The sequence below is a fragment of the Pseudomonas sp. SDO52101_S400 genome (assembly GCF_054071635.1).
Genome location: NZ_JBSVWF010000024.1, coordinates 52,919 through 73,666, shown reverse-complemented (window position 1 = coordinate 73,666; position 20,748 = coordinate 52,919). Strand labels below are relative to the sequence as shown.

18 protein-coding genes and 1 tRNA gene are annotated in these 20,748 nt (G+C 59.4%); 7 read left to right on the top strand and 12 right to left on the bottom strand.

The genetic code is table 11. The features are described 5' to 3' along the window. The first annotated feature begins 268 nt into the window (after positions 1-268). Both ACW9HX_RS14270 and ACW9HX_RS14265 read left to right on the top strand, forming a co-directional pair. On the top strand, positions 269-1,465 hold the full coding sequence (locus ACW9HX_RS14270; protein WP_007956422.1) for an amino acid aminotransferase: 1,197 nt from the start codon (positions 269-271) through the stop codon (positions 1,463-1,465). A gap of 112 nt (positions 1,466-1,577) precedes the next feature. After that, positions 1,578-1,778: a hypothetical protein gene (locus ACW9HX_RS14265; protein WP_007956421.1), complete on the top strand. Its 201-nt coding sequence runs from the start codon at positions 1,578-1,580 to the stop codon at positions 1,776-1,778. Here the strand turns inward: ACW9HX_RS14265 and ACW9HX_RS14260 are convergent. Beyond that, positions 1,775-2,005 carry a hypothetical protein gene (locus ACW9HX_RS14260; protein WP_457381102.1) on the bottom strand — a complete coding sequence of 77 codons (231 nt, stop codon included), beginning with the start codon at positions 2,003-2,005 and terminating at the stop codon, positions 1,775-1,777. The two genes, ACW9HX_RS14265 and ACW9HX_RS14260, sit on opposite strands and share 4 nt — an antisense overlap. 228 nt (positions 2,006-2,233) lie before the next feature. On the opposite strand from ACW9HX_RS14260, the gene ACW9HX_RS14255 reads away from it, so the two are divergent. Further along, a tRNA-Asn gene (locus ACW9HX_RS14255) sits at positions 2,234-2,309 on the top strand. Positions 2,310-2,433: 124 nt separating this feature from the next. Here the strand turns inward: ACW9HX_RS14255 and ACW9HX_RS14250 are convergent. Continuing rightward, positions 2,434-3,954: a nucleobase:cation symporter-2 family protein gene (locus ACW9HX_RS14250; protein WP_457381101.1), complete on the bottom strand. Its 1,521-nt coding sequence runs from the start codon at positions 3,952-3,954 to the stop codon at positions 2,434-2,436. A 254-nt stretch (positions 3,955-4,208) separates the two neighbouring features. On the opposite strand from ACW9HX_RS14250, the gene ACW9HX_RS14245 reads away from it, so the two are divergent. Together ACW9HX_RS14245 and ACW9HX_RS14240 are read left to right on the top strand one after the other, a co-directional pair. Then, complete coding sequence (locus tag ACW9HX_RS14245) at positions 4,209-4,493, top strand: BrnT family toxin (protein ID WP_457381100.1); 285 nt, start codon at positions 4,209-4,211, stop codon at positions 4,491-4,493. 3 nt (positions 4,494-4,496) lie between these two features. Further along, the gene (locus tag ACW9HX_RS14240) at positions 4,497-4,826 is read left to right on the top strand and encodes a BrnA antitoxin family protein (RefSeq protein ID WP_457381099.1); all 330 of its coding nucleotides are present in this window, start codon (positions 4,497-4,499) and stop codon (positions 4,824-4,826) included. 3 nt (positions 4,827-4,829) lie between these two features. Here the strand turns inward: ACW9HX_RS14240 and ACW9HX_RS14235 are convergent, their stop codons facing one another. After that, positions 4,830-5,657, bottom strand: a complete 828-nt coding sequence (locus tag ACW9HX_RS14235) for an arylamine N-acetyltransferase family protein (protein ID WP_457381098.1) — start codon at positions 5,655-5,657, stop codon at positions 4,830-4,832. A gap of 198 nt (positions 5,658-5,855) precedes the next feature. Between ACW9HX_RS14235 and ACW9HX_RS14230 the strand changes: the two genes are divergently transcribed. Continuing rightward, positions 5,856-6,443 (top strand): GNAT family N-acetyltransferase, encoded by a 588-nt coding sequence (locus tag ACW9HX_RS14230; protein ID WP_457381097.1) that lies wholly within the window; start codon positions 5,856-5,858, stop codon positions 6,441-6,443. Between the two features lie 6 nt (positions 6,444-6,449). Here ACW9HX_RS14230 and ACW9HX_RS14225 read toward each other — a convergent pair whose 3' ends face one another. Continuing rightward, positions 6,450-7,892 carry a mechanosensitive ion channel domain-containing protein gene (locus ACW9HX_RS14225; protein ID WP_457381096.1) on the bottom strand — a complete coding sequence of 481 codons (1,443 nt, stop codon included), beginning with the start codon at positions 7,890-7,892 and terminating at the stop codon, positions 6,450-6,452. A gap of 151 nt (positions 7,893-8,043) precedes the next feature. Next, on the bottom strand, positions 8,044-8,910 hold the full coding sequence (locus ACW9HX_RS14220; protein WP_457381095.1) for a pirin family protein: 867 nt from the start codon (positions 8,908-8,910) through the stop codon (positions 8,044-8,046). 221 nt (positions 8,911-9,131) lie between these two features. Here ACW9HX_RS14220 and dkgB point away from each other — a divergent pair, with 221 nt between their 5' ends. Continuing rightward, entirely contained in the window at positions 9,132-9,935 is an 804-nt protein-coding gene (gene dkgB, locus ACW9HX_RS14215; RefSeq protein ID WP_457381094.1) for a 2,5-didehydrogluconate reductase DkgB, read from the top strand. Between the two features lie 4 nt (positions 9,936-9,939). Here dkgB and ACW9HX_RS14210 read toward each other — a convergent pair whose 3' ends face one another. The 7 genes from ACW9HX_RS14210 to ACW9HX_RS14180 all read right to left on the bottom strand — a co-directional run bounded on the left by ACW9HX_RS14210 (position 9,940) and on the right by ACW9HX_RS14180 (position 20,556). Beyond that, complete coding sequence (locus ACW9HX_RS14210) at positions 9,940-13,158, bottom strand: ATP-binding protein (protein ID WP_457381093.1); 3,219 nt, start codon at positions 13,156-13,158, stop codon at positions 9,940-9,942. 10 nt (positions 13,159-13,168) lie between these two features. Then, positions 13,169-13,795, bottom strand: a complete 627-nt coding sequence (locus ACW9HX_RS14205) for a response regulator (protein ID WP_457381092.1) — start codon at positions 13,793-13,795, stop codon at positions 13,169-13,171. A 144-nt stretch (positions 13,796-13,939) separates the two neighbouring features. Further along, positions 13,940-14,371, bottom strand: a complete 432-nt coding sequence (locus ACW9HX_RS14200; RefSeq protein WP_457381091.1) for a chemotaxis protein CheY — start codon at positions 14,369-14,371, stop codon at positions 13,940-13,942. 157 nt (positions 14,372-14,528) lie between these two features. Continuing rightward, positions 14,529-15,245 carry an MgtC/SapB family protein gene (locus tag ACW9HX_RS14195; protein ID WP_085711975.1) on the bottom strand — a complete coding sequence of 239 codons (717 nt, stop codon included), beginning with the start codon at positions 15,243-15,245 and terminating at the stop codon, positions 14,529-14,531. A 55-nt stretch (positions 15,246-15,300) separates the two neighbouring features. Continuing rightward, positions 15,301-18,000 carry a magnesium-translocating P-type ATPase gene (gene mgtA, locus ACW9HX_RS14190; RefSeq protein ID WP_457381090.1) on the bottom strand — a complete coding sequence of 900 codons (2,700 nt, stop codon included), beginning with the start codon at positions 17,998-18,000 and terminating at the stop codon, positions 15,301-15,303. A 603-nt stretch (positions 18,001-18,603) separates the two neighbouring features. Beyond that, positions 18,604-19,941: a lysine N(6)-hydroxylase/L-ornithine N(5)-oxygenase family protein gene (locus tag ACW9HX_RS14185; protein ID WP_457381089.1), complete on the bottom strand. Its 1,338-nt coding sequence runs from the start codon at positions 19,939-19,941 to the stop codon at positions 18,604-18,606. A gap of 132 nt (positions 19,942-20,073) precedes the next feature. Beyond that, the gene (locus ACW9HX_RS14180) at positions 20,074-20,556 is read right to left on the bottom strand and encodes a sigma-70 family RNA polymerase sigma factor (RefSeq protein ID WP_457381088.1); all 483 of its coding nucleotides are present in this window, start codon (positions 20,554-20,556) and stop codon (positions 20,074-20,076) included. Between the last annotated feature and the right edge of the window lie 192 nt (positions 20,557-20,748).

The following is a 20,748-nucleotide window of genomic DNA, read 5'->3' as shown; positions in this document are numbered from 1 at the left end:
GTCGCGCAAGGAAAAACGAAGATTGTGCTGAATGTGGAGCCGATTGCCTCGCCTTTCAAGGCAAACGTCCTACATCCGGTAAAGTCTCCGACAAGACCAATCGACTAACGGTCTAGAAATAATCGGAAAAACTTACCTTAAAAGCCAATTCGCCTGTCGCCATTGATCGATGATGGCCTCTATACTAGCTCCCCGTTTGTGCACCGCTCTAGTGCATTCGGCTGGAGCGCCACACGTCCCTCCACTCTCCAATAGAGCTGCCGTAAAAATGAGCCTGTTCTCCGCTGTCGAAATGGCACCCCGCGATCCAATCCTGGGCCTCAACGAAGCATTCAACGCCGATACCCGGACCAATAAGGTCAACCTCGGGGTGGGTGTGTACTGCAACGAAGAGGGGCGAATTCCACTCCTGCGCGCCGTCATCGAAGCCGAAACCATTCGCGCCGCTCAGCACGCCTCCCGTGGCTACCTGCCAATCGACGGCATCGCTGCCTACGATCAGGCCGTGCAAAAGCTGCTGTTCGGCAATGACTCGCCACTGCTGGCCGCTGGTCGCGTTGTCACCACTCAGGCCGTCGGCGGTACCGGCGCACTGAAAATCGGTGCCGACTTCCTCAAGCAACTGCTGCCGAATGCCGTTGTGGCCATCAGCGACCCGAGCTGGGAAAACCACCGCGCCCTGTTCGAAACCGCCGGCTTCCCGGTGCAGAACTACCGTTACTACGACGCCGCCACCCACGACGTGAACCGTGCCGGCCTGCTCGAAGACCTCAACGCCCTGCCGAACGGCTCGATCATCGTGCTGCACGCCTGCTGCCACAACCCGACCGGCGTCGACCTGAGCCCGGCGGACTGGAACAACGTGCTGGAAGCGGTCAAGGCCAAAGGTCACGTGCCGTTCCTCGACATGGCATACCAGGGCTTTGGTGACGGCATCGCCGAAGACGCCGCTGCCGTGCGTCTGTTCGCCGAGTCCGGCCTGACCTTCTTCGTGTCGAGCTCGTTCTCCAAGTCGTTCTCGCTGTATGGCGAGCGTGTCGGTGCCCTGTCGATCGTCAGCGAATCGAAAGAAGAAAGCGCGCGCGTGCTGTCGCAAGTCAAACGCGTGATCCGCACCAACTACTCCAACCCGCCGACCCACGGTGCAAGCGTCGTTGCCGCTGTACTGAACAGCCCGGAACTGCGCGCCCAATGGGAAGCCGAACTGGCAGAAATGCGCCTGCGCATTCGCGGCATGCGCGAGCAGATGGTCGCTCTGCTGGCGAAGAAAGCCCCGCAGCGTGACTTCAGCTTCGTCGGTCGCCAGCGTGGCATGTTCTCCTACTCCGGCCTGACCACCGAACAGGTTCACCGCCTGCGCAACGAGTTCGGCATCTACGCCCTGGACACCGGCCGCATCTGCGTCGCTGCGCTGAACCAGAGCAACATCGAAGCCGTGACGGACGCCATTGTTCAGGTCATCTGATCTGGCGTAGCACTGAAAACGGGAAGCTTTCGAGCTTCCCGTTTTTTATTTGTCTGAAGAAAAGCCGCCGTACCCTCTAGACTGCACACAGACGATATTTCAGAGAGACGACATGAAAAACGATGACCTGCGCGCCGACCGCGACGATCTGGATGACTTCATCCCCCGCGCCCCAGCCAAACGCGGCAACAATCTGGTCCTGCAAGTCGCCGCCGGGGTGTTTCTCGGTGGGCTGGCGCTGTGGCTGGTGCAACTGGGCGCGACGATGCTGTACGCCAAACTGATGCTCGGCACCTTCACGTTCGGCGGTTAAGCCAGTTCCGTTGCACGCTGAGTCGCCGCGTCGTCATAAACGACGTAGAGCGATTCGGCGATCTGGCTCTTGATGGCCTTGGTGCTTTCCAGACCGAGGACAAAACCTTCGGCCTTGCCACCCGCGCGATTCAGCTCTTCAGCCGTACCGGCCTGAGTGATCGCGTCGAAAAGCTTTTCGGCGTGCGGGCCGACGCCTTTGGGCAGGCTGATTTGCGCGGTGCTCATGCGAACACCTCGGCAGGACGATGGATCAGGATGGATCTATTCATGGCGCGTACCTTTTCGGCGAATGGCCGGCAGCGCGTGTGACCACTTCCGGGCAGCCATGGTAGACCTCTGGTGCGGTTCCGGTAACCGCCATTCGCGACGAAACCGCCGTCCGTCCTGAAATTTCCAAAAAAATTACATGTGACGCTTGACTAGTCTTTTTAAATCAGTAACATACGCACCAATTCCGCAATAGCTCAGTTGGTAGAGCAAGTGACTGTTAATCACTGGGTCCCTGGTTCGAGTCCAGGTTGTGGAGCCAAATACAGAGCCCCTGAATCGAAAGATTCAGGGGCTTTTTTGTGGGCGCTGAAAAAAGTGGCGCCATAGAAAAAGGGCCGATCAGTTTCCCGACTGATCGGCCCTTTTTCATTCATCTACAGCGGTCAGACATGCTCGCTGCTCTTGGCATGTGCCTTTGGCGCGCCATGACCGTGATCCGCGTCCGGATCGATCACCGGCACTTCGTTGCCGTCGCAGTCATGCAGCTTACCGTCGCTGAAGTAGTCGCCCTCGCGCAGCGCCGCCAGATCCCGATAACGCAGGGTCCGCTCTTCCGCCGCCGCGAACACCGACTGCTGATCCGAGTTACCCGCCGTGAAGTGGTTGAACGCCAGGTTCAGCAGGATCGCCATGATGGCCGACGAACTGATGCCCGAATGGAAAATGGTCGCGAACCAGCTCGGGAAGTGATCGTAGAAGTTCGGCGCAGCAATCGGGATCATGCCGAAACCGATCGAGGTCGCAACGATGATCAGGTTGACGTTGTTGCGGTAGTCAACCTTGGATAGCGTGCGGATGCCGCTCGCCGCCACGGTGCCGAACAGCACGATACCGGCGCCGCCGAGTACCGACGTCGGTACGGCTGCGATGACCCGGCCCATGAATGGCAGCAGGCCGAGGATCACCAGAAAGATGCCGCCGGTCGCCACCACATAACGGCTCTTGATTCCTGTCACCGCCACCAGGCCAACGTTCTGGGCGAAAGCGCTCTGGGTGAACGATCCAAAGATCGGCGCAAACATGCTCGACAGCATGTCCGCCCGCAGTCCGTTGCCCAGACGCTTGGAGTCAACCTTGGTGCCGATGATTTCACCGACCGCCAGGATGTCCGCCGAGGTTTCCACCAGCGTCACCATGACCACGATGCACATCGACAGGATCGCGGCGAAGTGGAAGGTTGGCATGCCGAAATGGAACGGCGTCGGGAAGCCGAACATCGGCCCTTGAGTAACGCTGGAGAAGTCTGCCATGCCAAGAAACACCGCCAGCACCGTGCCGATCACCATCGCCAACAGGATCGACAGACGCGAGATGGTGGAGCTGCCGATCTTGCTCAGCAACAGCACCAGCACCAGCGTGACCGCCGCCAGACCGATGTTCTGCATGCTGCCGAAGTCCGCAGCGTGGCTGTTGCCACCCATGGCCCAGCGTGCGGCCACCGGCATCAGGGTCAGGCCGATGGTGGTGATCACGATGCCCGTGACCAGCGGTGGGAAGAACTTGGTGATTCGCGAGAACACCGGCGTGATCAGCAAGCCGATCAACGACGCGGCAATCACTGCGCCGAGCACTGACTGAAAGCCGCCCTCCCCGCCACTGCTGACAATCGCCACCATCGTGGCAACACCGGAGAACGACACGCCCTGCACCAGCGGCAATTGACATCCGAAAAACGGTAGACCCAGGGTTTGCAGCAACGTGGCCAGCCCCCCCGCAAACAATGAAGCAGCAATCAACAGACCAATGTCCGCCGGCGACAACCCGGCGGCCTGACCGATGATCAGCGGCACCGCGACGATACCGCCATACATGGTCAGAACATGTTGCAGGCCGTAAGCCATATTCGCGCCGACCCCGAGGTTTTCGTCCTCGGGCCGTTGGTGTGAAACATGGGGCGTTTTCATGGTGGGGGGTTCCCTGGTTTTTGTTATGCGCACACTGTATTCAATACTCGTGACAAATGTCCATAGAGTTGTATACAACTTATCGGTCACATTATGGATAGGTAGCCACCCAACCTTCTATCCCGCCGCTTCCATTCCTCACAAATCCGGCAACACATCGTTAACTGCTCCTGCGCTCTATCCACCTAGGCTGAAGTGTTCATGGCGACCGACGGCGCGGCCGCTCTCTTTTTTATACATATAAAGTATGCATAATGAAGTCATTCAGGATTCAGTTCGACAAAAGCAAGAATGCTGCCAACAAACTCAAGCACAGAGGGATCAGCCTCGCCGAGGCCGAACCGGTCTTCCACGATGAGCGAGCATTGACGATTGAGGATAACGACCATGACGAACAACGCTGGATCACACTCGGCAACGATGGCAAGGGACGTTTGCTGGTTGTTGCGTACAGTTACCGCGAACCGAATTTCGTTCGAATCATTTCCGCACGTGTCGCTACACCGAGCGAACGTCGCGAATATTTTCTGGAGGCTTGACCCATGAAAGACGAGTACGACTTCTCTCAGGGAAAACGCGGCGCATTGGCGTCCAACAAGGGTAAAACGCGCATCACCATCATGCTCGATGATGCGGTCATCGAGGCTGCACGTACGGTTGCCGAAGAGGAGGGGTTTGGCTATCAGACGGTAATCAACAATACTCTGCGCCACGCGCTGCTTAACAGCCGTGGCGATGCCGTTGAACTCGAGCATTCCATCGGGCAATTCAAGAAAGGCATCACCGCCACCGACCTCAAGAGTCTTGAGAAAAAACTGTCGGCGGCCGTGAACGAAATCCGGCGGGTGCTGGAGCCGGATGCAAAGCCTTAGGTTTCAGGCCGGCTGGATCAAGCGCGCCAGCGCCAGACGCGCACCAGGCTGGTGCGGCAAGCGCAATCCGAATTCCCGCTCCAGCAATTCGATCAGTTCATCGACATCCGTCACCTCACGCCGCTCGCTCTCGGCACCGATGCGATGGATCGCGAAGCTGCCGTTGTTCAACGTGCGCCGCCAGCCGTCGCCAGTGCGTGCGACCATCAAGCGCTGGATGAACGGCGAGTCAGGATGGGTCGAGACGTACCAGTTGCCGAGGGTGTAATCGATGTCTTCCTGGCGTTGCAGGTCGAACAGGTACATCGGTCGCCATTCACCGGCGACCCTGGCCCGCAGCATGTAGCCATCGGCCTGTACTTCGATGCGATAGGGTTCGTGAGGGGTGGGCTGCTCGGCTTCAGTATCCAGTATCAGCGGCGCGGTTGGCACCATCCCGCCGAAGCCGACGTCGGTGATATAACGCACCCCGTCGAGGGTCACCAGGCTTAAACGATGAGTCCGTGCCGTCCAGCTGCCTTCAGGCTGATTCATGACCACACGACCACTGATGCCCCGGGCATCGAACCCCAACTCCAGCAACAAGGCCAGAAACAGATTGTTGAGTTCGTAGCAGTAACCGCCACGGGCATCGCTCAGGACCTTGCGCTGGATCGATGGCAAATCGATCAGCACCGGCTCGCCAGAGAGGGTCGACAGATTCTCGAAAGCAAAGGCGCCGGTATGACGCAACTGCAACAGTCGCAGGGTTTCAAGGGTCGGTGCCGGGGGCGTGTCGAACCCCAGCCGTTGCAGATACTGTTTCAGATTCGCCAGGCGTGGCTCGCTCATTGCTCAGTCCTTTTGCAGGGAGGCGCGGATCGCTCCGCCGATGGTCGCCATGTATACGGGATCCGGCTATCGGACCGACAATAGATTTCACCAATCGGCTCTGCTGACTGATCCGGCTCAGGTTGCTTGAACAGTTGCAACGACGCGGTCCGTTGCGGCGTAATGGACGCTTGCCCGAACCGTCGAGAGCCGCCCCTCATGCAAACCACGCTGCAAGGCCAGGGCATCGTCCTGCGCCCTCTCCAGTACACCGACGCCGACGCCTTGCTCCACGCCGCTGCCGACGGCGAGCTGTGGAACCTCACCGTCACCGTGGTGCCCTCGGCGACCACCGTCGACAGCTACTTGAAGAAGGCCCTCGATGGCCGCGAGGCAGGCACCGTCATGCCGTTTGCGATCGTGTTGAAGGAAACCGGCGAGGTGATCGGCTCGACCCGGTTCTGGAAGATCGACCCGCTCAATCGCAAGCTGGAAATCGGCAGCAGCTGGATCTCGGCACGCTTTCAGAAAACTTTCGTCAACACCGAAGCCAAATACCTGATGCTGCGGCACGCCTTCGAAGTGCTCGATTGCGTGCGCGTGCAATTCACCACCGACGAAAACAACCAGAAATCACGCAATGCGATCCTGCGTCTGGGCGCGCAGCAGGAAGGCATCGTGCGGCACGAGCGGATCATGCCGGACGGCCGCAAGCGCAACTCGGTACGCTTCAGCATCATCGATGACGAATGGCCACAGGTGCGCCTGAACCTTGAGCGCAAACTCGCCGGGTACGAGCAGCGCTGACTGTCATCAGGCGCGATTGCGCAGCCACTGCAGAAAGCCTTTTTTCGGCGCGACCACCGGCGCTTCCTGGGTCAGGGATTGGGCTTTGAGCAAGCGGAAATCGAGCAAAGCCTTCATCGCGTCGTTAATGTCGTGGCGGGCGTCCAGGCAAGGCTTGAGATACGACTTTTCGATGCGATACAGCGCACAGAAGGTCTTGGCGGAAAAGTCAGCCGGCAGCGAGGTGTCGGAAAGAATCCCCGCCTCGCCGATCACTTCACCCGGCCCCATGCGCCCGGACTCGAACGGTGTGCCGTGGCGCTTCAAAGTCACCGAAACCACGCCGGATTCAATGATGAACAGATGATCGCTGACCTCCCCGCCCGCCAGAATGATCTCGCCGGCGCGGAAAGTTTGCAGGGTCATGTTCTGACTGAAGGTTTCTTTCTCTTCCTGACGCAGGGTGGAGAAAATCGGCGAGCTGTCGAGCAACGCCCGTGGCCGCGAGAGATGGGCCGGCGCGGCGGGCTCATCGCTCGACAGCAGATTGACCCCGGACGCTTGCAGATGTCGGTAAGCAAGATCGAACAGCTGATTGCGCACCGCACGCTTCTCGCTCATCGAAGCCACAAACCCGCTGATTTCATATTCTGCGCCGGCACTGCTGGAGCTCTTCAGCGCCACGCTCGGCGCCGGGTTGTCCAGCAGCGGCCGACAGCCCTGCATCGCCCGCTCCAGGGCATCGATCACCGAGTTCGGCCGCGCATGGGGACTGACCTGCACGCTGACGGAAACCCCGAACATATTGCTCGGCCGGCTGAAGTTGATGATCTTGGCCTTGGCCGCCAGCGAGTTGGGAATCACAGCCATGCTGCCCTGGGAGGTTTGCAGACGCGTGGCGCGCCAGTCGATGTCGGTCACCCGCCCTTCCGTGCCGTCGATGGAGATCCAGTCGTCGAGTTGATAGGGTTTGGTGGTGTTCAAGACGATGCCGGAGAACACGTCGCTCAGGGTGCTTTGCAGCGCCAGACCGACGATGATCGCCAAGGCTCCAGAGGTGGCCAGCACGCCTTTGACCGGCAGATCGAGCACATAGGCCAGTGCCGCAATAATGGCAATCAGGAAAATCACCGCGCCGAGCAGATCCTGCAGCAGCCGTCCGGTGTGCCCGACCCGCTGCATCATCACCGCGCCGATCAACACCGTCAGAGTACGTGCACCGAACAACCACCAGCCAATCTGCAACCCGGTCGCCGCCAGATGCAGCGGCACGTTGTCGGCCCACGGTGCCGGCTCCATCGGATTGAGGCCTTCATTGAACAACAGCACGCTGAACAGGCTGAAAATCAGCACCCGCACCAGCAGCTTCCATTCGCTGCCATGGGAACTGATCAGGCGCCACAGGCCCAGGTCGAGCAGGATCAGGATCAACGCGCAGAACAACGGATGTTCGGTCAGCAGAGACAGCATCAAACAACTCCGACAGAGGTCAATCGCGAGAAGATCGCACAGATTGGGCTTAGTGTAGGAGCAATTGATTTGGCGGGAAGCGTGCTATTTGGCGGTGCCGGAAAAACTGTGGGAGCGAACGGGCTCCCACAGCGGCAAATGACAACCCGGTTCAGGCTGGCATGCGCCCGAAACGACCCGACTGGAAGTCGACAAAGGCCTGGTGGATCTCTTGCTCGGTGTTCATCACGAACGGACCGTGACCGACAATCGGTTCATCGATCGGCTCGCCACTGAGCAGCAACACCGTTGCATCCTCGCTGGCCTCAAGGGTCAGTTGATTGCCATCACGCTCGAACAACGCCAACTGCCCAACGCCCGCCGACTCCTGATCATTGATCCGGACCGAACCGCGCAGCACCACCAGCGCGGTGTTCCGGCCCTCGTGCAGATCCAGCGTCAGCAACTTCCCGGCGTTGAGGCGCAGATCCCAGACATCGATGGACGTGAAGGTACGGGAAGGCCCCTTATGGCCGTCGAATTCACCCGCGATCAGCCGCAGGTTCCCGGCGTCGCCCCGGAGTGCGACATTCGGGATGTCGCTATCGAGAATCGTCTGATAACCCGGCTCGGCCATCTTGTCTTTGGCCGGCAGGTTGACCCACAACTGCACCATTTCCAGGTTGCCACCGGTCCTGGCGAAATCTGCGGAGTGAAATTCCTCGTGCAGGATCCCGGAAGCGGCGGTCATCCATTGCACATCACCGGGACCGATCTTGCCCCCGCTGCCCGTGGAATCGCGGTGTTCCACTTCACCGTCATAAACGATGGTTACGGTTTCGAAGCCACGGTGCGGGTGCTGACCCACGCCACGTCTTTCAGCCGTCGGCGTGAACTGCGCAGGGCCTGCGTGATCGAGCAGCAGGAACGGGCTGATGTGCTGGCCCAGGTTGTCGTAGGAAAACAGGGTACGCACCGGAAACCCATCGCCGACCCAGTGGCCGCGAGGGCTGGTATAGATACCGATGAGGTTTTTCATGGTGGACTCCGAAATCAGGTTGATCATGGGCTGATCATAAATTCGCCACGCATTTGGCACTAGTCAGCCAAAACCGTCCTCATCGTTCTACTCATGGAACGATGTGCCATCGCACTGATTCGTGACTTTCAGTCAACAGTACTTTGTCCCGACAGCGGTTTTTCCAAAGGAATCAGACACGGATACTGCCGCCCATTCCCACTGCAACCCTGGAGTCCTGCATGTCTGTTCCCGCTTTCGGTCTTGGTACGTTTCGCCTGCAAGGTCAGGTGGTCATCGATTCGGTGAGCACCGCCCTTGAACTCGGTTACCGGGTCATCGACACCGCGCAAATCTATGAGAACGAAGCCGAGGTCGGCCAGGCCATCGCCGCCAGTGGCGTCCCTCGCGACGAACTGTTCATCACCAGCAAGATCTGGATCGCCAACTTCGCCGGGGACCGCTTGATCGAGAGCCTCAAGGAAAGCCTGCAGAAGCTGCAGACCGATTACCTCGACCTGACGCTGATCCACTGGCCGTCGCCGGAGGATCAGGTGCCGGTGGAAGAATTCATGGCCGCCCTGCTGGAAGCCAAGCGTCTGGGCCTGACCCGGCAGATCGGTGTGTCCAATTTCACCATCGACTTGATGAAACAGGCGATTGCCGCCGTCGGCGTAGAAAACATCACAACCAACCAGATCGAGCTGCACCCGTATCTGCAAAACCGCAAGGTGGTGGAATTTGCCCAGAGCCAGGGCATCCAGATCACGTCGTACATGACCCTGGCCTATGGCGAAGTGCTGAAGGATCCTTTGATTGTCGACATCGCCGAGCGCCTGCAAGCCACTCCGGCGCAGGTCACTCTGGCGTGGGCGATGCAATCGGGTTACGCGGTGATTCCATCGTCGACCAAGCGCGCCAACCTGCAAAGCAACCTCGGCGCCACCGCGCTGACCCTGAGCGATGCCGACATGGCACTGATCGCCACACTGGATCGCGGCCATCGCCTGACCAGCCCCAAAGGCATCGCTCCGCTGTGGGACTGATCGATCAGGCCTGAAGCTGCTGCGCGAGGTCGTGCATGGCCTTGCGCAGCAAATCGATTGCGGCCATCAATGCCGCCTCGGGTTCACTGTCACGGCAAGCCTGATCCAGCACCCGACAGGCCGAGACCACGCGCTCGGCACCGATCATATGGGCCCCGCCCGTGACGTGATGCGCCAGATCACGCAAACCGGCGCGGTCACCTTCCCGGCCTGAGACATCCAGTCGTTCGAGGTCAATGCGCAGGCTGCTCAGCACCTCTTCACGCAATTGCCCGATCAAAGGGTTGTCCGCTCCGGCCAGTCGCAACAGCGCACTCAGGTCGAACTCGGCCGATACCTGATCGTCACCGCTCTCGACCTGCGCTTCGCCCGCCCCTGCGGCCATCAAGGCCTGGCTCAGCTCGCGCAGCAAAACCGGTTTGAACAGACAATCATCCATTCCGGCGGCCAGGCATCGCTGTTTTGCTTCAATCTGCGCATCGGCGGTAACCCCCAGAATCAGGCAAGCCGCCCTGCCCGTCGCCGTCTCTTCTTTGCGAATCGCTTGCGTCAGTTCATGACCGTTGATTCCGGGCATGTTGATATCGGTGATCAGCGCATCGAAAGACTGCTTGCGCCACACTGCCAGCCCCTTCTCACCATCATCGGTGTCGACGGAGCGATGCCCAAGCTCGCTCAACTGCCGGCACAGCAACAAACGATTGACTGGGTGATCCTCCACCACCAGCACGTTCAGTGACTTTATCGCCGTCGCTGCGGGCGTCGTTGTGACTTCCTGCACGAGCGGCGCCAGCACGGGCAGCTCCAGTCGCAGCATGACCTGGGTGCCACGTCCGGGTTCGCTAGTCATCCACAAGTCGCCGCCCATCATTCGACATAGATTGCGGCTGATCACCAGCCCCAGACCAGAACCACCGCGAATCGACGGCTGTTCGCCGACCTGCACAAACGGGCTGAACAAGCGTTGCTGATCTTCCTCGCTGATCCCGGGGCCACTGTCTTCGACGATTACGCCCACTTCCACCTGTCCGTCCTGCAGGCTGAAAACTCGCAAGTACAGGCGAACCTGACCTCTATCGGTGAACTTGATCGCATTGCTCAACAGGTTCGAAAGAATCTGCTTGAAGCGCAGAGGGTCCAGCATCACTTCAATGTTGCTGTGTTTATCCAGTTCTACCTGCCACAACAATTGCTTCTGTCGCGCCAGTCCTTCGAAAACCTGACACACCGCCACCACCACTTCACTCAGATTGGCGCGCTCGGGGGCCAGCGACAGCTGCCCGGACTCGATGCGTGCAATGTCTAGAATATCGCCGATCAATGCCAGCAGTTGCTGCCCCGCAGTGGATGCCACCTGGATGGCCGGGCGATCGGTCACGCCTTCATCGGCATGTTTGAGCGCCAGTTCGAGCATGCCCAGCAAAGCATTCATGGGCGTGCGAATTTCGTGGCTCATGGTTGCCAGAAACGTGCTTTTGGCACGGTTGGCTTTGTCGGCCGCAACCTTGGCCTCCTCCAGTTGCTCCAGCCATTGCTGACGCTGACGGATCTGCCGGCGTTGAAAAGCGATCCAGCCCAATGCCAGCAACAACAACCCTGCCGCAACGGCAAATCCGCGCAGGATTTGCTCCCGATGACGCTGCCAATAACTGTCTTGCAGCACCACGTTACGACTCCAGCGCGCAAACAGTTCGTCCATTTCCTGCGGGGCGATGCTCAGCAACGCCTTGTTCAGGATCGATTGCAGTTGCGGAGCATCAAGGGACGTGGCCATCGCGATCCGGGCCGGCTGATCGCCCAGCGTGGAGACGATATTCAGGCGGTCGCGGTATTGGTGATCGATTTGATAACGCGCCACCAGCAACGAGCTCAGTGTCGCGTCGGCCTTACCGTCGAGCAGTGCCTGCATGCCCGCCGAGGGGCTTGGCAATTCGACCAGACGAATTTTCGGTACGTGTTCCAACAAATAGGCGCGCAACGGATTACCGCGATACAGCGCCAGGCGTTTGTCCGCCATCTCCTCCAGGCTGCGAGGTCCTTGCGCCGTTTTGTTCGTGATCAGTACAAAGGGACTGTCGCCGTACGACCGGGTGAACAGCATTTCAAGCTCACGTTCACGGCTCGGTGTCAGCACTGGCAACAGATCCAGCTCACCGTTCTTGAGCTGTTCAACCTGGCGATCCAGGGACTTCCCCCGTACCACCTCGAATGTCAGGCCACTGCGCTGACTGATCAGGTTGAGCAATTGAGCAGTCAGTCCGCTGAAACGGCCTTCGGAATCAAAGGAGGTCAGTGGCGCAAAGTCATCGATCGCACCGACCCGCACGACCCGATGCTGAGCCAGCCATTGCAGCTCGCCGGCACTCAGGCTAACCGGTGACTGCGCTGCCATGTCCGCGCGACCAGCGCTCCAGCGCAGCTCCATGGACAGACGCTGCTCCATGGGAATGGCCAGCAAGGCCTTGTCGACCAATTGCTTCAATTGCGTGTTGCGGCGATTCAGGGCAAAAGCGAATGGATTAGCGTCAAGGCCGGTAGGCCCGGCCAGTTGCAGAACGTTGTGAAAGTGGGTGTTGATCAGGTAGCTGGCGCTGATGAAATCGCCGAGGTACAGGTCATCGCGACCGAACGCCACGGCGCCGAGCGCATCCAGAATGGACGGGTAGCGTTGCAGAATCGCTTGCGGATACGCCTTCTCGATAGTCGAAGCCGGCAAGTAGTCACTCACCATGGCGATGCGTTTGCCCGCCAGATTGTCCGGCAGCGACTCACCGAGCCGGGTCACCAACATCGGCTGATCCTCGGCGTAGGACCGGGACAGTATCAGGCCGGGCCTGGCGATCTCGAAATTGTTCGAGGTGCCCAGCAAGTCCACGTCCCCTGCCTCGAGCGCGGCCATGGCGGATTCGCGGTCGGGGTAACACCAGACTTTGATCCGAATGCCCAGCACCTGCGCAATCGCGTCGGCGTAATCAGCGGTGAGCCCTTCCAGCTCGTGCTTGTTGCGGGTCACTTCAAAAGGTGGATAGTCCGGCCCGGAAGCACCGATGCGTAACACCGGATGCGCACTGAGCCACTGTCGATCCTGTTCATCGAGACGAATCTGCACGCCATCCAACCGGGTGCGGGAGACAATTTCCAGTTTCTGCACGGCCTCGCCCGCCTGCACCATGTTGGCGAGCATCAAAAGCATCAGGAAGGCGAACGGCAGCGGCCTCATCATGCGCAGCCACTCATTGCAGCTTGTGGCGATTGGCGAAGTCGCTCAGCGCCACCAGCGACTTCAACCCGAGCTTGAGCATCAAGCGAGTCTTGTAGGTGCTGATGGTCTTGTGACTGAGGTTCATCTCCTCGGCGATGAGCTTGTTGGGCTTGCCGTGCGCCAGTTGCCCGAGGATGTGCAATTCACGATTGGACAATCGTTCGATCAGTTGCCGCTCATCACTGTGCAGATCTGACTGCCCTGCGGCGATCTCAGGCAACGCCTGGAAATAGCTATAACCCGAACGGACAGCCTTGATCGCATTTTGCAACTGCTGCAGCTCGGCAGACTTGGCTACAAAAGCCATCGCACCTGCACGTCGGCAACGCACCAGATAGCTTGCCGGGTCGGCCGATGAAAAAATCACGATTTTGCAGACCAACCCGAGGACATTGATCCGGTCCAGCACTTCAAGACCGCCCATCCCTTCGAGTTTCAAGTCGAGCACGATCAGTCCCGGCGCATGCTCACGAATCATCGGCACCACGTCGACGCCGCGCGAAGCCACATGAATCGATTTATAGCCCAGTGATTCCAGAACCATTCTGACGGCACCGACGACCACAGGATGATCATCGACGATCAATGCTGAATCCATGACCACTCCCGGGGCGAAAACATGACGAGGACGCCACCGATCTTGCATGAACGGGACTATTGGTAGCTGCGCTACAACTGTTGCACGAGATGCCCGGCGACACACCTGTCAGATCTGACAGTTGCGCCATCGACCAATCCATGCTCAAGCACGCAATTGCGCCAAGGACCTTGCCGAACGCCCGCGCGACAGGCACTCAAGGGAAGCCTCGACCGATACCATCAACTGCGTGATTGCGTTCATTGACGGCAACGCGGCGTCGCTGGAGGTGATTTTTTCCTGAAACTGCCCGGAAACAGCCGATGAGTTCGCCGGTTCGCCATAGACCAGCGCATACCGGACTTGCGGGTGATCGAACAGGAAACCACGCAGATCCGGCATCCCGGCCGCAAGCGCAGCGTTGACCACCAGCACATCGAACGGCTCGCAACCGTAATCGACCAGTGTCAACAGTTCGCCGAGGCTTTGCACCGGCGCGATGCGGTAGTAATCGAGGCCATTGAACATCCGCTCGATTTTCATCCGATGAAAATGCTGCGGGTCGGCGATCAGGATACGCAGGGTTTTGTCGGTCATCGCGGGAGTCCCGGTAGTCGCTTCAAGTGGCGGCAAAGACTACCCAAGCTTCGGGATTGTCTCTGTAGGACTATTCCGAAAAAAACCGTCACTCATCAGAATGAAGACAACACCCGTCAACTCCACGCCATTGGCCCGATGATCGGGTTTCAATGCTTTATTCCGTGGTGCTCGGACTCCAGAACGCCTGCACCACCAGGTTCGAAGTTGAAATCCGCTTCACCAGTGCGTCCAGCTCGTCGCCGTCCACCGAGGTGGTTGCGAGCGTGGCTTCGATCTCGATTTCATCGGCACCGAAGGCGTGTACATCGACGTCACTGGCCGGGTAGTTGCTGCGTTCGAGCTCGGCTTCAAGCAAGGCGAACACGGCGGTCTGCTGCGAACGCCGGGCGATCACATAGACGATGTTGGTGACTTCCGCCGAGACCACATCCAGCGGCTGGCGGTTGATGTTGTTGACGATCGGCCGCAGCAAGGTATTCGCGGCGAGTACGAACAAGGTGCCGAGCACCGCTTCGGCCAGCAGATCGGCACCCGCACAGGCGCCCACCGCCGCCGAGGTCCACAGCGTGGCAGCGGTGTTGAGGCCGCGCACATTGCCCTCTTCGCGCATGATCACGCCGGCGCCCAGGAAACCGATCCCGGACACCACGTAGGCGACCACCCGGACCGCGCCTTCCGCCCCGCCGAGGCGGTTGGCCATGTCGACGAAAATCGCCGCACCGACCGCCACCAGCACGTTGGTGCGCAGGCCCGCCGTGCGTTGCCGGTACTGGCGCTCGAAGCCGATCAGGCCGCCGAGGATGAAGGCGGCGCTGAGGCTGACCAGGGTGTCGAGCAGCGAATCGAGGTTGATATTGTTGATGGCTTGCATGTTGAACTCCTTGAAACCGCCCCCCTTGCTCCCACAAGGGGGGGAATCTTTCCTGTTACTGCCAGCCGAACCGGCGGATGTAGAAGCCTTTCACGGCCTGGGTCAGTGCCATGTACGCCAGCAGGATCACCGGCAGGAACACGAAGTACATCGACGGCAGCGCCTGCAGTTTGAAGTAGTGCGCCAGCGGCCCCATCGGCAGGAAGATGCCCACGGCCATGATGATTCCAGTCATCACCAGCAACGGCATGGCCGCGCGGCTTTGCAGGAACGGAATCTTCGGCGTGCGGATCATGTGCACGATCAGCGTCTGGGTCAGCAATCCCACCACGAACCAGCCGGACTGGAACAACGTCTGGTGATCCGGGGTGTTGGCATCAAACACGTACCACATCAAGGCGAACGTTGTGATGTCGAAGATCGAACTGATCGGGCCGAAGAACAGCATGAAGCGCCCGACGTCCCCTGGCTGCCAGCGCTGTGGCTGTTTCAGCATTTCGTCGTCGACGTTATCGAAAGGGATCGCGATCTGCGAAATGTCATACAGCAGGTTCTGCACCAGCAGGTGCATCGGCAGCATCGGCAGGAACGGAATGAACGCACTGGCGACCAGTACCGAGAACACGTTGCCGAAGTTCGAGCTGGCGGTCATCTTGATGTACTTGAGCATGTTGGCGAAGGTCCGGCGCCCTTCCAGCACCCCCTCCTCCAGCACCATCAGGCTCTTTTCCAGCAGGATGATGTCGGCCGCTTCCTTGGCGATATCGACTGCGCTGTCCACGGAAATACCGATGTCCGCGGTGCGCAGCGCCGGCGCGTCGTTGATGCCGTCACCCATGAACCCGACCACATGGCCGTTGCCTTTGAGGATGCGCACGATGCGTTCCTTGTGGGTCGGCGTCAGCTTGGCGAACACGTTGGTGGTCTCTACCGCCACCGCCAGCTCCGCGTCGCTCATGCGTTCGATGTCGTTGCCCATCAACAGGCCTTGCTGAGCCAGGCCCACTTCGCGGCAGATCTTGGCAGTTACCAATTCGTTGTCGCCGGTCAGCACTTTCACGGCAACACCATGTTCGGCCAGGGCCTTGAGTGCCGGTGCAGTGCTTTCCTTCGGTGGATCAAGGAATGCCACATAACCGATCAGCGTCAGTTCCTGCTCGTCGCCCAGGCTGTAAGTGTCGCGACCTTCAGGCATCGACCGTGCTGCCACCGCTACCACGCGCAAGCCTTCAGCGTTGAATGCTGCTGTTACCTGACGAATTCTCGCCAGCAATTCATCGCTCAAGGCTTCGTCGACTTCACCGTGACGAACCCGGGTGCACACCGACAACACTTCTTCCACCGCACCTTTGCAGATCAACTGATGCGGTTGACCGTGACCTTCGACCACTACCGACATGCGCCGGCGATTGAAGTCGAACGGGATCTCGTCGACCTTGCGAAACGCCGTGCCGACCTTCAGTTCACGGTGGACTTCCACATGCTCCAGCACCGCCACGTCGAGCAGGTTTTTCAGGCCGGTCTGGTAGTAGCTGTTCAGATAAGCCATTTCCAGCACGTCATCGGAGTCTTCGCCCCAGACATCGACATTGCGCGCCAGGAAGATCTTGTCCTGGGTCAGCGTGCCGGTCTTGTCGGTGCACAGCACGTCCATGGCGCCGAAGTTCTGGATCGCATCCAGACGTTTGACGATGACCTTCTTGCGCGACAGGAACACCGCGCCTTTGGCCAAAGTCGAGGTGACGATCATCGGCAGCATTTCCGGGGTCAGGCCCACAGCGATCGACAGCGCGAACAGCAGCGCTTCGGTCCAGTCACCCTTGGTGAAACCGTTGATGAACAACACCAGCGGGGCCATGACGAACATGAAACGGATCAACAGCCAGCTGACTTTGTTCACGCCTTGCTGGAACGAAGTCACCGCCCGATCGGTTGCCCCGACCCGCAGCGCCAGCGCTCCGAAATAGGTGCTGTTGCCGGTAGTGAGAATCACCGCCACCGCCGTGCCGGACACAACGTTGGTGCCCATGAACAGGATGTTGTCCAGCTCCAGCGGGTTGCGTGTATCGCGATCCGCCTGACGGGGGAATTTTTCCACCGGCATCGATTCGCCGGTCATCGCGGCCTGGCTGACGAACAGGTCCTTGGCACTGAGCACGCGGCAATCGGCAGGAATCATGTCGCCGGCCGAGAGCACGATCAGATCGCCAGGCACCAGTTGCTTGATCGGCAATTCAGCGCGTGGCGCATCCCGACGCAGTACGGTGGCAGTGTTGCTGACCATCGCCTTGAGCGCGTCGGCCGCCTGGTTGGATTTGCTTTCCTGCCAGAAGCGCAGCAGGGTCGAGAGCACCACCATCGAGAAGATCACGACGGCAGCCTTGAGGTCGTCAGTCAGCCACGAGATCACCGCCAACAGGGTCAGCAGCAGGTTGAACGGGTTTTTGTAGCAGTGCCACAGGTGGGTCCACCACGGCAGCGGTTGCTCATGCTCGACTTCGTTGAGGCCATGCTGCGCACGCAGCACATCGACTTCGAAATCGGTGAGGCCGTCGGTGTGGGTACCGAGGTTCGACAGCAGCACGCCGCTGTCGCAATGGGCGGCGTCCACCAACGTGTTGGCCAGGGTGGACGGCACTTCACGGCTGACCGTGGTGTCGCGAAGACTATCCAGCACGGCCAGACGACGGAAGTGCCGGGCGATGTGACGGGTCCGCAGGAAGCCTGCGAAAAATTCCTTGAGCGTAAGTTTCATGGCTGTTGCCCCTATGGTCAGCCGGGAAACCGTCAAGCAGGTACATCCAGCCCTCTTGCACCGAAAAACCGGCACGGCAAGGGTTGGCGCGCCGGTCAAAAAAGACAGGCGTGTCGATAGGGCTGCGATTGCGACGAAAAAGTCGAAACCACGCTCTTTTCAGCGTCGATGAGAAGGACGTCGGGACATGGTCTCGAGTGACCATGATCGGGATGCCGCTGCTCGCTGTTCGGCGAGACAACGGCACAAAGGAATGCGCGTTATCTTGCCGAGAATCTGCCGGTTACAAGGACCGGCCGACAACTGTCACTCGAACAAGTACCCACTGTGGGTCTCCGCTATTGATGAAAACGCGCGAAGCTTACGCCCCGATGCCTGGAGAGTAAACCCGCAAAAAGAAGTGTGTCGGGGAATGTGGCGGGTGTTCAGGAAGGGTTCAGGAATGAGTTTTTGCGGTGTACTTGAAGGCCTCTTCGTCGGATCTCCGCCCGGACCAAGCCTGCTCCCACAGGGGATCTTCATTGAGCACAGATTTTGTGGTCAGCAGAGATCCAGTGTGGGAGCGGGCTTGCTCGCGAAAGCGGTGTGTCAGGCGCTCAAAAATCAGCTGGCAGTCGCCAACAACAGATCCATCACCGAACGGCTGTGCCCGCGATGCTTGCCATGCTCATACAACGAGCCGGCAATCTCGTCCGCGCGGATCGGCAGGATCGACAGCAGCGTATCGCTCAGGCCGTGGCTGGCCTGGCAGAAGCCCTGCATGTACAGACCGGCCTTGCAGCGCTCGTCGGTGATCAGTCTGTAGTTGCGATCGACCTCGAAGTCGCCCAGGTACTCTTCCAGCGGCGCCAGCAGTTTGCGATGCATCTGACGCTCGTAACCGGTGGCCAGCACGACTGCGTCGTAGGCACGCACGGTGACTTCGCCGGTGGCGTTGTTGCGCACGGTCAGTTCAATACCGTGCTCGGTAGCGGTGGCTTTCTCGACAGTGGTCAGGGTGCGGAACGCATGGCGTGCAATACCGGAGACTTTCTGGCGATAGAAGATGCCGTAGATGCGCTCGATCAGGTCGATGTCGACCACCGAGTAGTTGGTGTTGTGGTACTCGTTGACCAGACGCTCACGCTCGCTGCTCTTCTGCTGGAAGATCAGGTCGGTGAACTCCGGCGAGAACACTTCGTTGACGAACGGGCTGTCGTCCGCCGGTTTCAGCGCCGAGCCGCGCAGGATCATGTCGACCTGCACCGACGGGAACGAATCGTTCAGGTCAATGAAGGCTTCCGCCGCGCTCTGGCCGCCACCGATGATCGCGATGCTCATGGGTTGATTGTTTACGCACGGTTGTTTGGCCATCTCGGCCAGGTATTGCGAGTGGTGGAACACTCGGGCATCGCCCTTCAGCGCCTTGAACGCTTCCGGAATGCGCGGCGTGCCGCCGGCGCTGACCACCACCGAACGCGCGGTGCGAACGAATTGCTGGCCGTCCGTCCCACGGGAAATCACCCGCAGCGCTTCAACCTGATGGTTGTGCAGCACCGGCTCGATGGTCAGCACTTCTTCGCCGTAACGGCTTTGTTCGGTGAACTGTGCCGCCACCCAGCGCAGGTAGTCGTTGTACTCCATGCGGCACGGGTAAAAGGTGCCGAGGTTGATGAAATCCACCAGGCGACCGTGCTGTTTGAGGTAATTGACGAACGAGTACGGACTCGTCGGGTTGCGCAGGGTCACCAGATCCTTGAGGAAGGAAATCTGCAGCTCGCTCTGGGTCGAGAGCGTGTTGCCGTGCCAGCTGTAGGTCGGTTGCTTGTCGAGAAACAGCACATCCAGCTCGCCCTGGGTCGGGCCGCGCTCTTGCAGAGCGATGGCCAGCGCCAGGTTCGAAGGGCCGAAACCGACGCCGATCAGGTCGTGAACGATGGGCGATGCAATTGCCTGTGTCATTTCCAGTGTCCTCTGGATGTACCCCTCAACAGCGGGGATGAAGCCTGGGTGACCTGACCGGCCTTGTGCAGGACAGCAGATCGTCTGTTGAGTAGGAACGAGGACGGTGAAAAAAAATTTAACCGGGAACGATCAATGTCCATCCCATTGCTTGATGCGCACCCGGCAATGTTTCATGGCATTGACGATGTGTTTTTCGACCAATGCCTTGGAAATGCCCAGGTGCTCGGCGATCTCAGGGTGCGACAGCCCTTCGATCTTGCGCAGCAAAAAGCTCTCGCGGCACAACGCCGGCAACTCGGCCAGCGCGCGCTGCAACAGCGCCAGGCGCTGGCCATGATCGAGAGTGTGATGAGGGGAAGGACTGAAATAGCGCTCTTCGCTGTCGAGCACATCAAGGGATTCGACCTGGCGCGAGGCATTGCGCCGATGGTCATCGATCACCAGGTTGAGGGCCGTGCGGTAGAGAAATGCGCGGGGCTGCTCGATTGGCGTGTCGCTGGAACGCTCCAGTACCCGCAGATAAGCGTCATGCACCACATCTTCGGCCACCTGGCGGTTGCCTAGCTTGGCGTTCAGGAAACACACCAGCTCGCGATAGTAGTTTTCCAACATGACTCCCGGCCGCAGGGTGCGGTTTCGATCCTTGAGCCAGACCGGCGATCTGCCGAAACAGGCAGTGGCACGATGGTGGCAAATTCAGACGCGTAATTTATAGTAATTCTCATATAGATTTAAAGCGCTGTTTCCATTTGCCCGACAAATTGTTGCCAGCTATACCTGTTACCGCGTTTTTCAACGCTTAAA

What these genes read in the sequence shown, in the direction of transcription:
- ACW9HX_RS14180 (WP_457381088.1), bottom strand. Translation starts at nt 20,556, where the DNA reads ATGTTGGAAAACTACTATCGCGAGCTGGTGTGTTTCCTGAACGCCAAG.
- ACW9HX_RS14230 (WP_457381097.1), top strand. Translation starts at nt 5,856, where the DNA reads ATGCAAACCACGCTGCAAGGCCAGGGCATCGTCCTGCGCCCTCTCCAG.
- mgtA (WP_457381090.1), bottom strand. Translation starts at nt 18,000, where the DNA reads ATGAAACTTACGCTCAAGGAATTTTTCGCAGGCTTCCTGCGGACCCGT.
- ACW9HX_RS14235 (WP_457381098.1), bottom strand. Translation starts at nt 5,657, where the DNA reads ATGAGCGAGCCACGCCTGGCGAATCTGAAACAGTATCTGCAACGGCTG.
- ACW9HX_RS14245 (WP_457381100.1), top strand. Translation starts at nt 4,209, where the DNA reads ATGAAGTCATTCAGGATTCAGTTCGACAAAAGCAAGAATGCTGCCAAC.
- ACW9HX_RS14250 (WP_457381101.1), bottom strand. Translation starts at nt 3,954, where the DNA reads ATGAAAACGCCCCATGTTTCACACCAACGGCCCGAGGACGAAAACCTC.
- ACW9HX_RS14200 (WP_457381091.1), bottom strand. Translation starts at nt 14,371, where the DNA reads ATGACCGACAAAACCCTGCGTATCCTGATCGCCGACCCGCAGCATTTT.
- ACW9HX_RS14210 (WP_457381093.1), bottom strand. Translation starts at nt 13,158, where the DNA reads ATGATGAGGCCGCTGCCGTTCGCCTTCCTGATGCTTTTGATGCTCGCC.
- ACW9HX_RS14185 (WP_457381089.1), bottom strand. Translation starts at nt 19,941, where the DNA reads ATGACACAGGCAATTGCATCGCCCATCGTTCACGACCTGATCGGCGTC.
- ACW9HX_RS14260 (WP_457381102.1), bottom strand. Translation starts at nt 2,005, where the DNA reads ATGAGCACCGCGCAAATCAGCCTGCCCAAAGGCGTCGGCCCGCACGCC.
- ACW9HX_RS14225 (WP_457381096.1), bottom strand. Translation starts at nt 7,892, where the DNA reads ATGCTGTCTCTGCTGACCGAACATCCGTTGTTCTGCGCGTTGATCCTG.
- ACW9HX_RS14220 (WP_457381095.1), bottom strand. Translation starts at nt 8,910, where the DNA reads ATGAAAAACCTCATCGGTATCTATACCAGCCCTCGCGGCCACTGGGTC.
- ACW9HX_RS14195 (WP_085711975.1), bottom strand. Translation starts at nt 15,245, where the DNA reads ATGCAAGCCATCAACAATATCAACCTCGATTCGCTGCTCGACACCCTG.
- ACW9HX_RS14265 (WP_007956421.1), top strand. Translation starts at nt 1,578, where the DNA reads ATGAAAAACGATGACCTGCGCGCCGACCGCGACGATCTGGATGACTTC.
- ACW9HX_RS14240 (WP_457381099.1), top strand. Translation starts at nt 4,497, where the DNA reads ATGAAAGACGAGTACGACTTCTCTCAGGGAAAACGCGGCGCATTGGCG.
- ACW9HX_RS14270 (WP_007956422.1), top strand. Translation starts at nt 269, where the DNA reads ATGAGCCTGTTCTCCGCTGTCGAAATGGCACCCCGCGATCCAATCCTG.
- ACW9HX_RS14205 (WP_457381092.1), bottom strand. Translation starts at nt 13,795, where the DNA reads ATGGATTCAGCATTGATCGTCGATGATCATCCTGTGGTCGTCGGTGCC.
- dkgB (WP_457381094.1), top strand. Translation starts at nt 9,132, where the DNA reads ATGTCTGTTCCCGCTTTCGGTCTTGGTACGTTTCGCCTGCAAGGTCAG.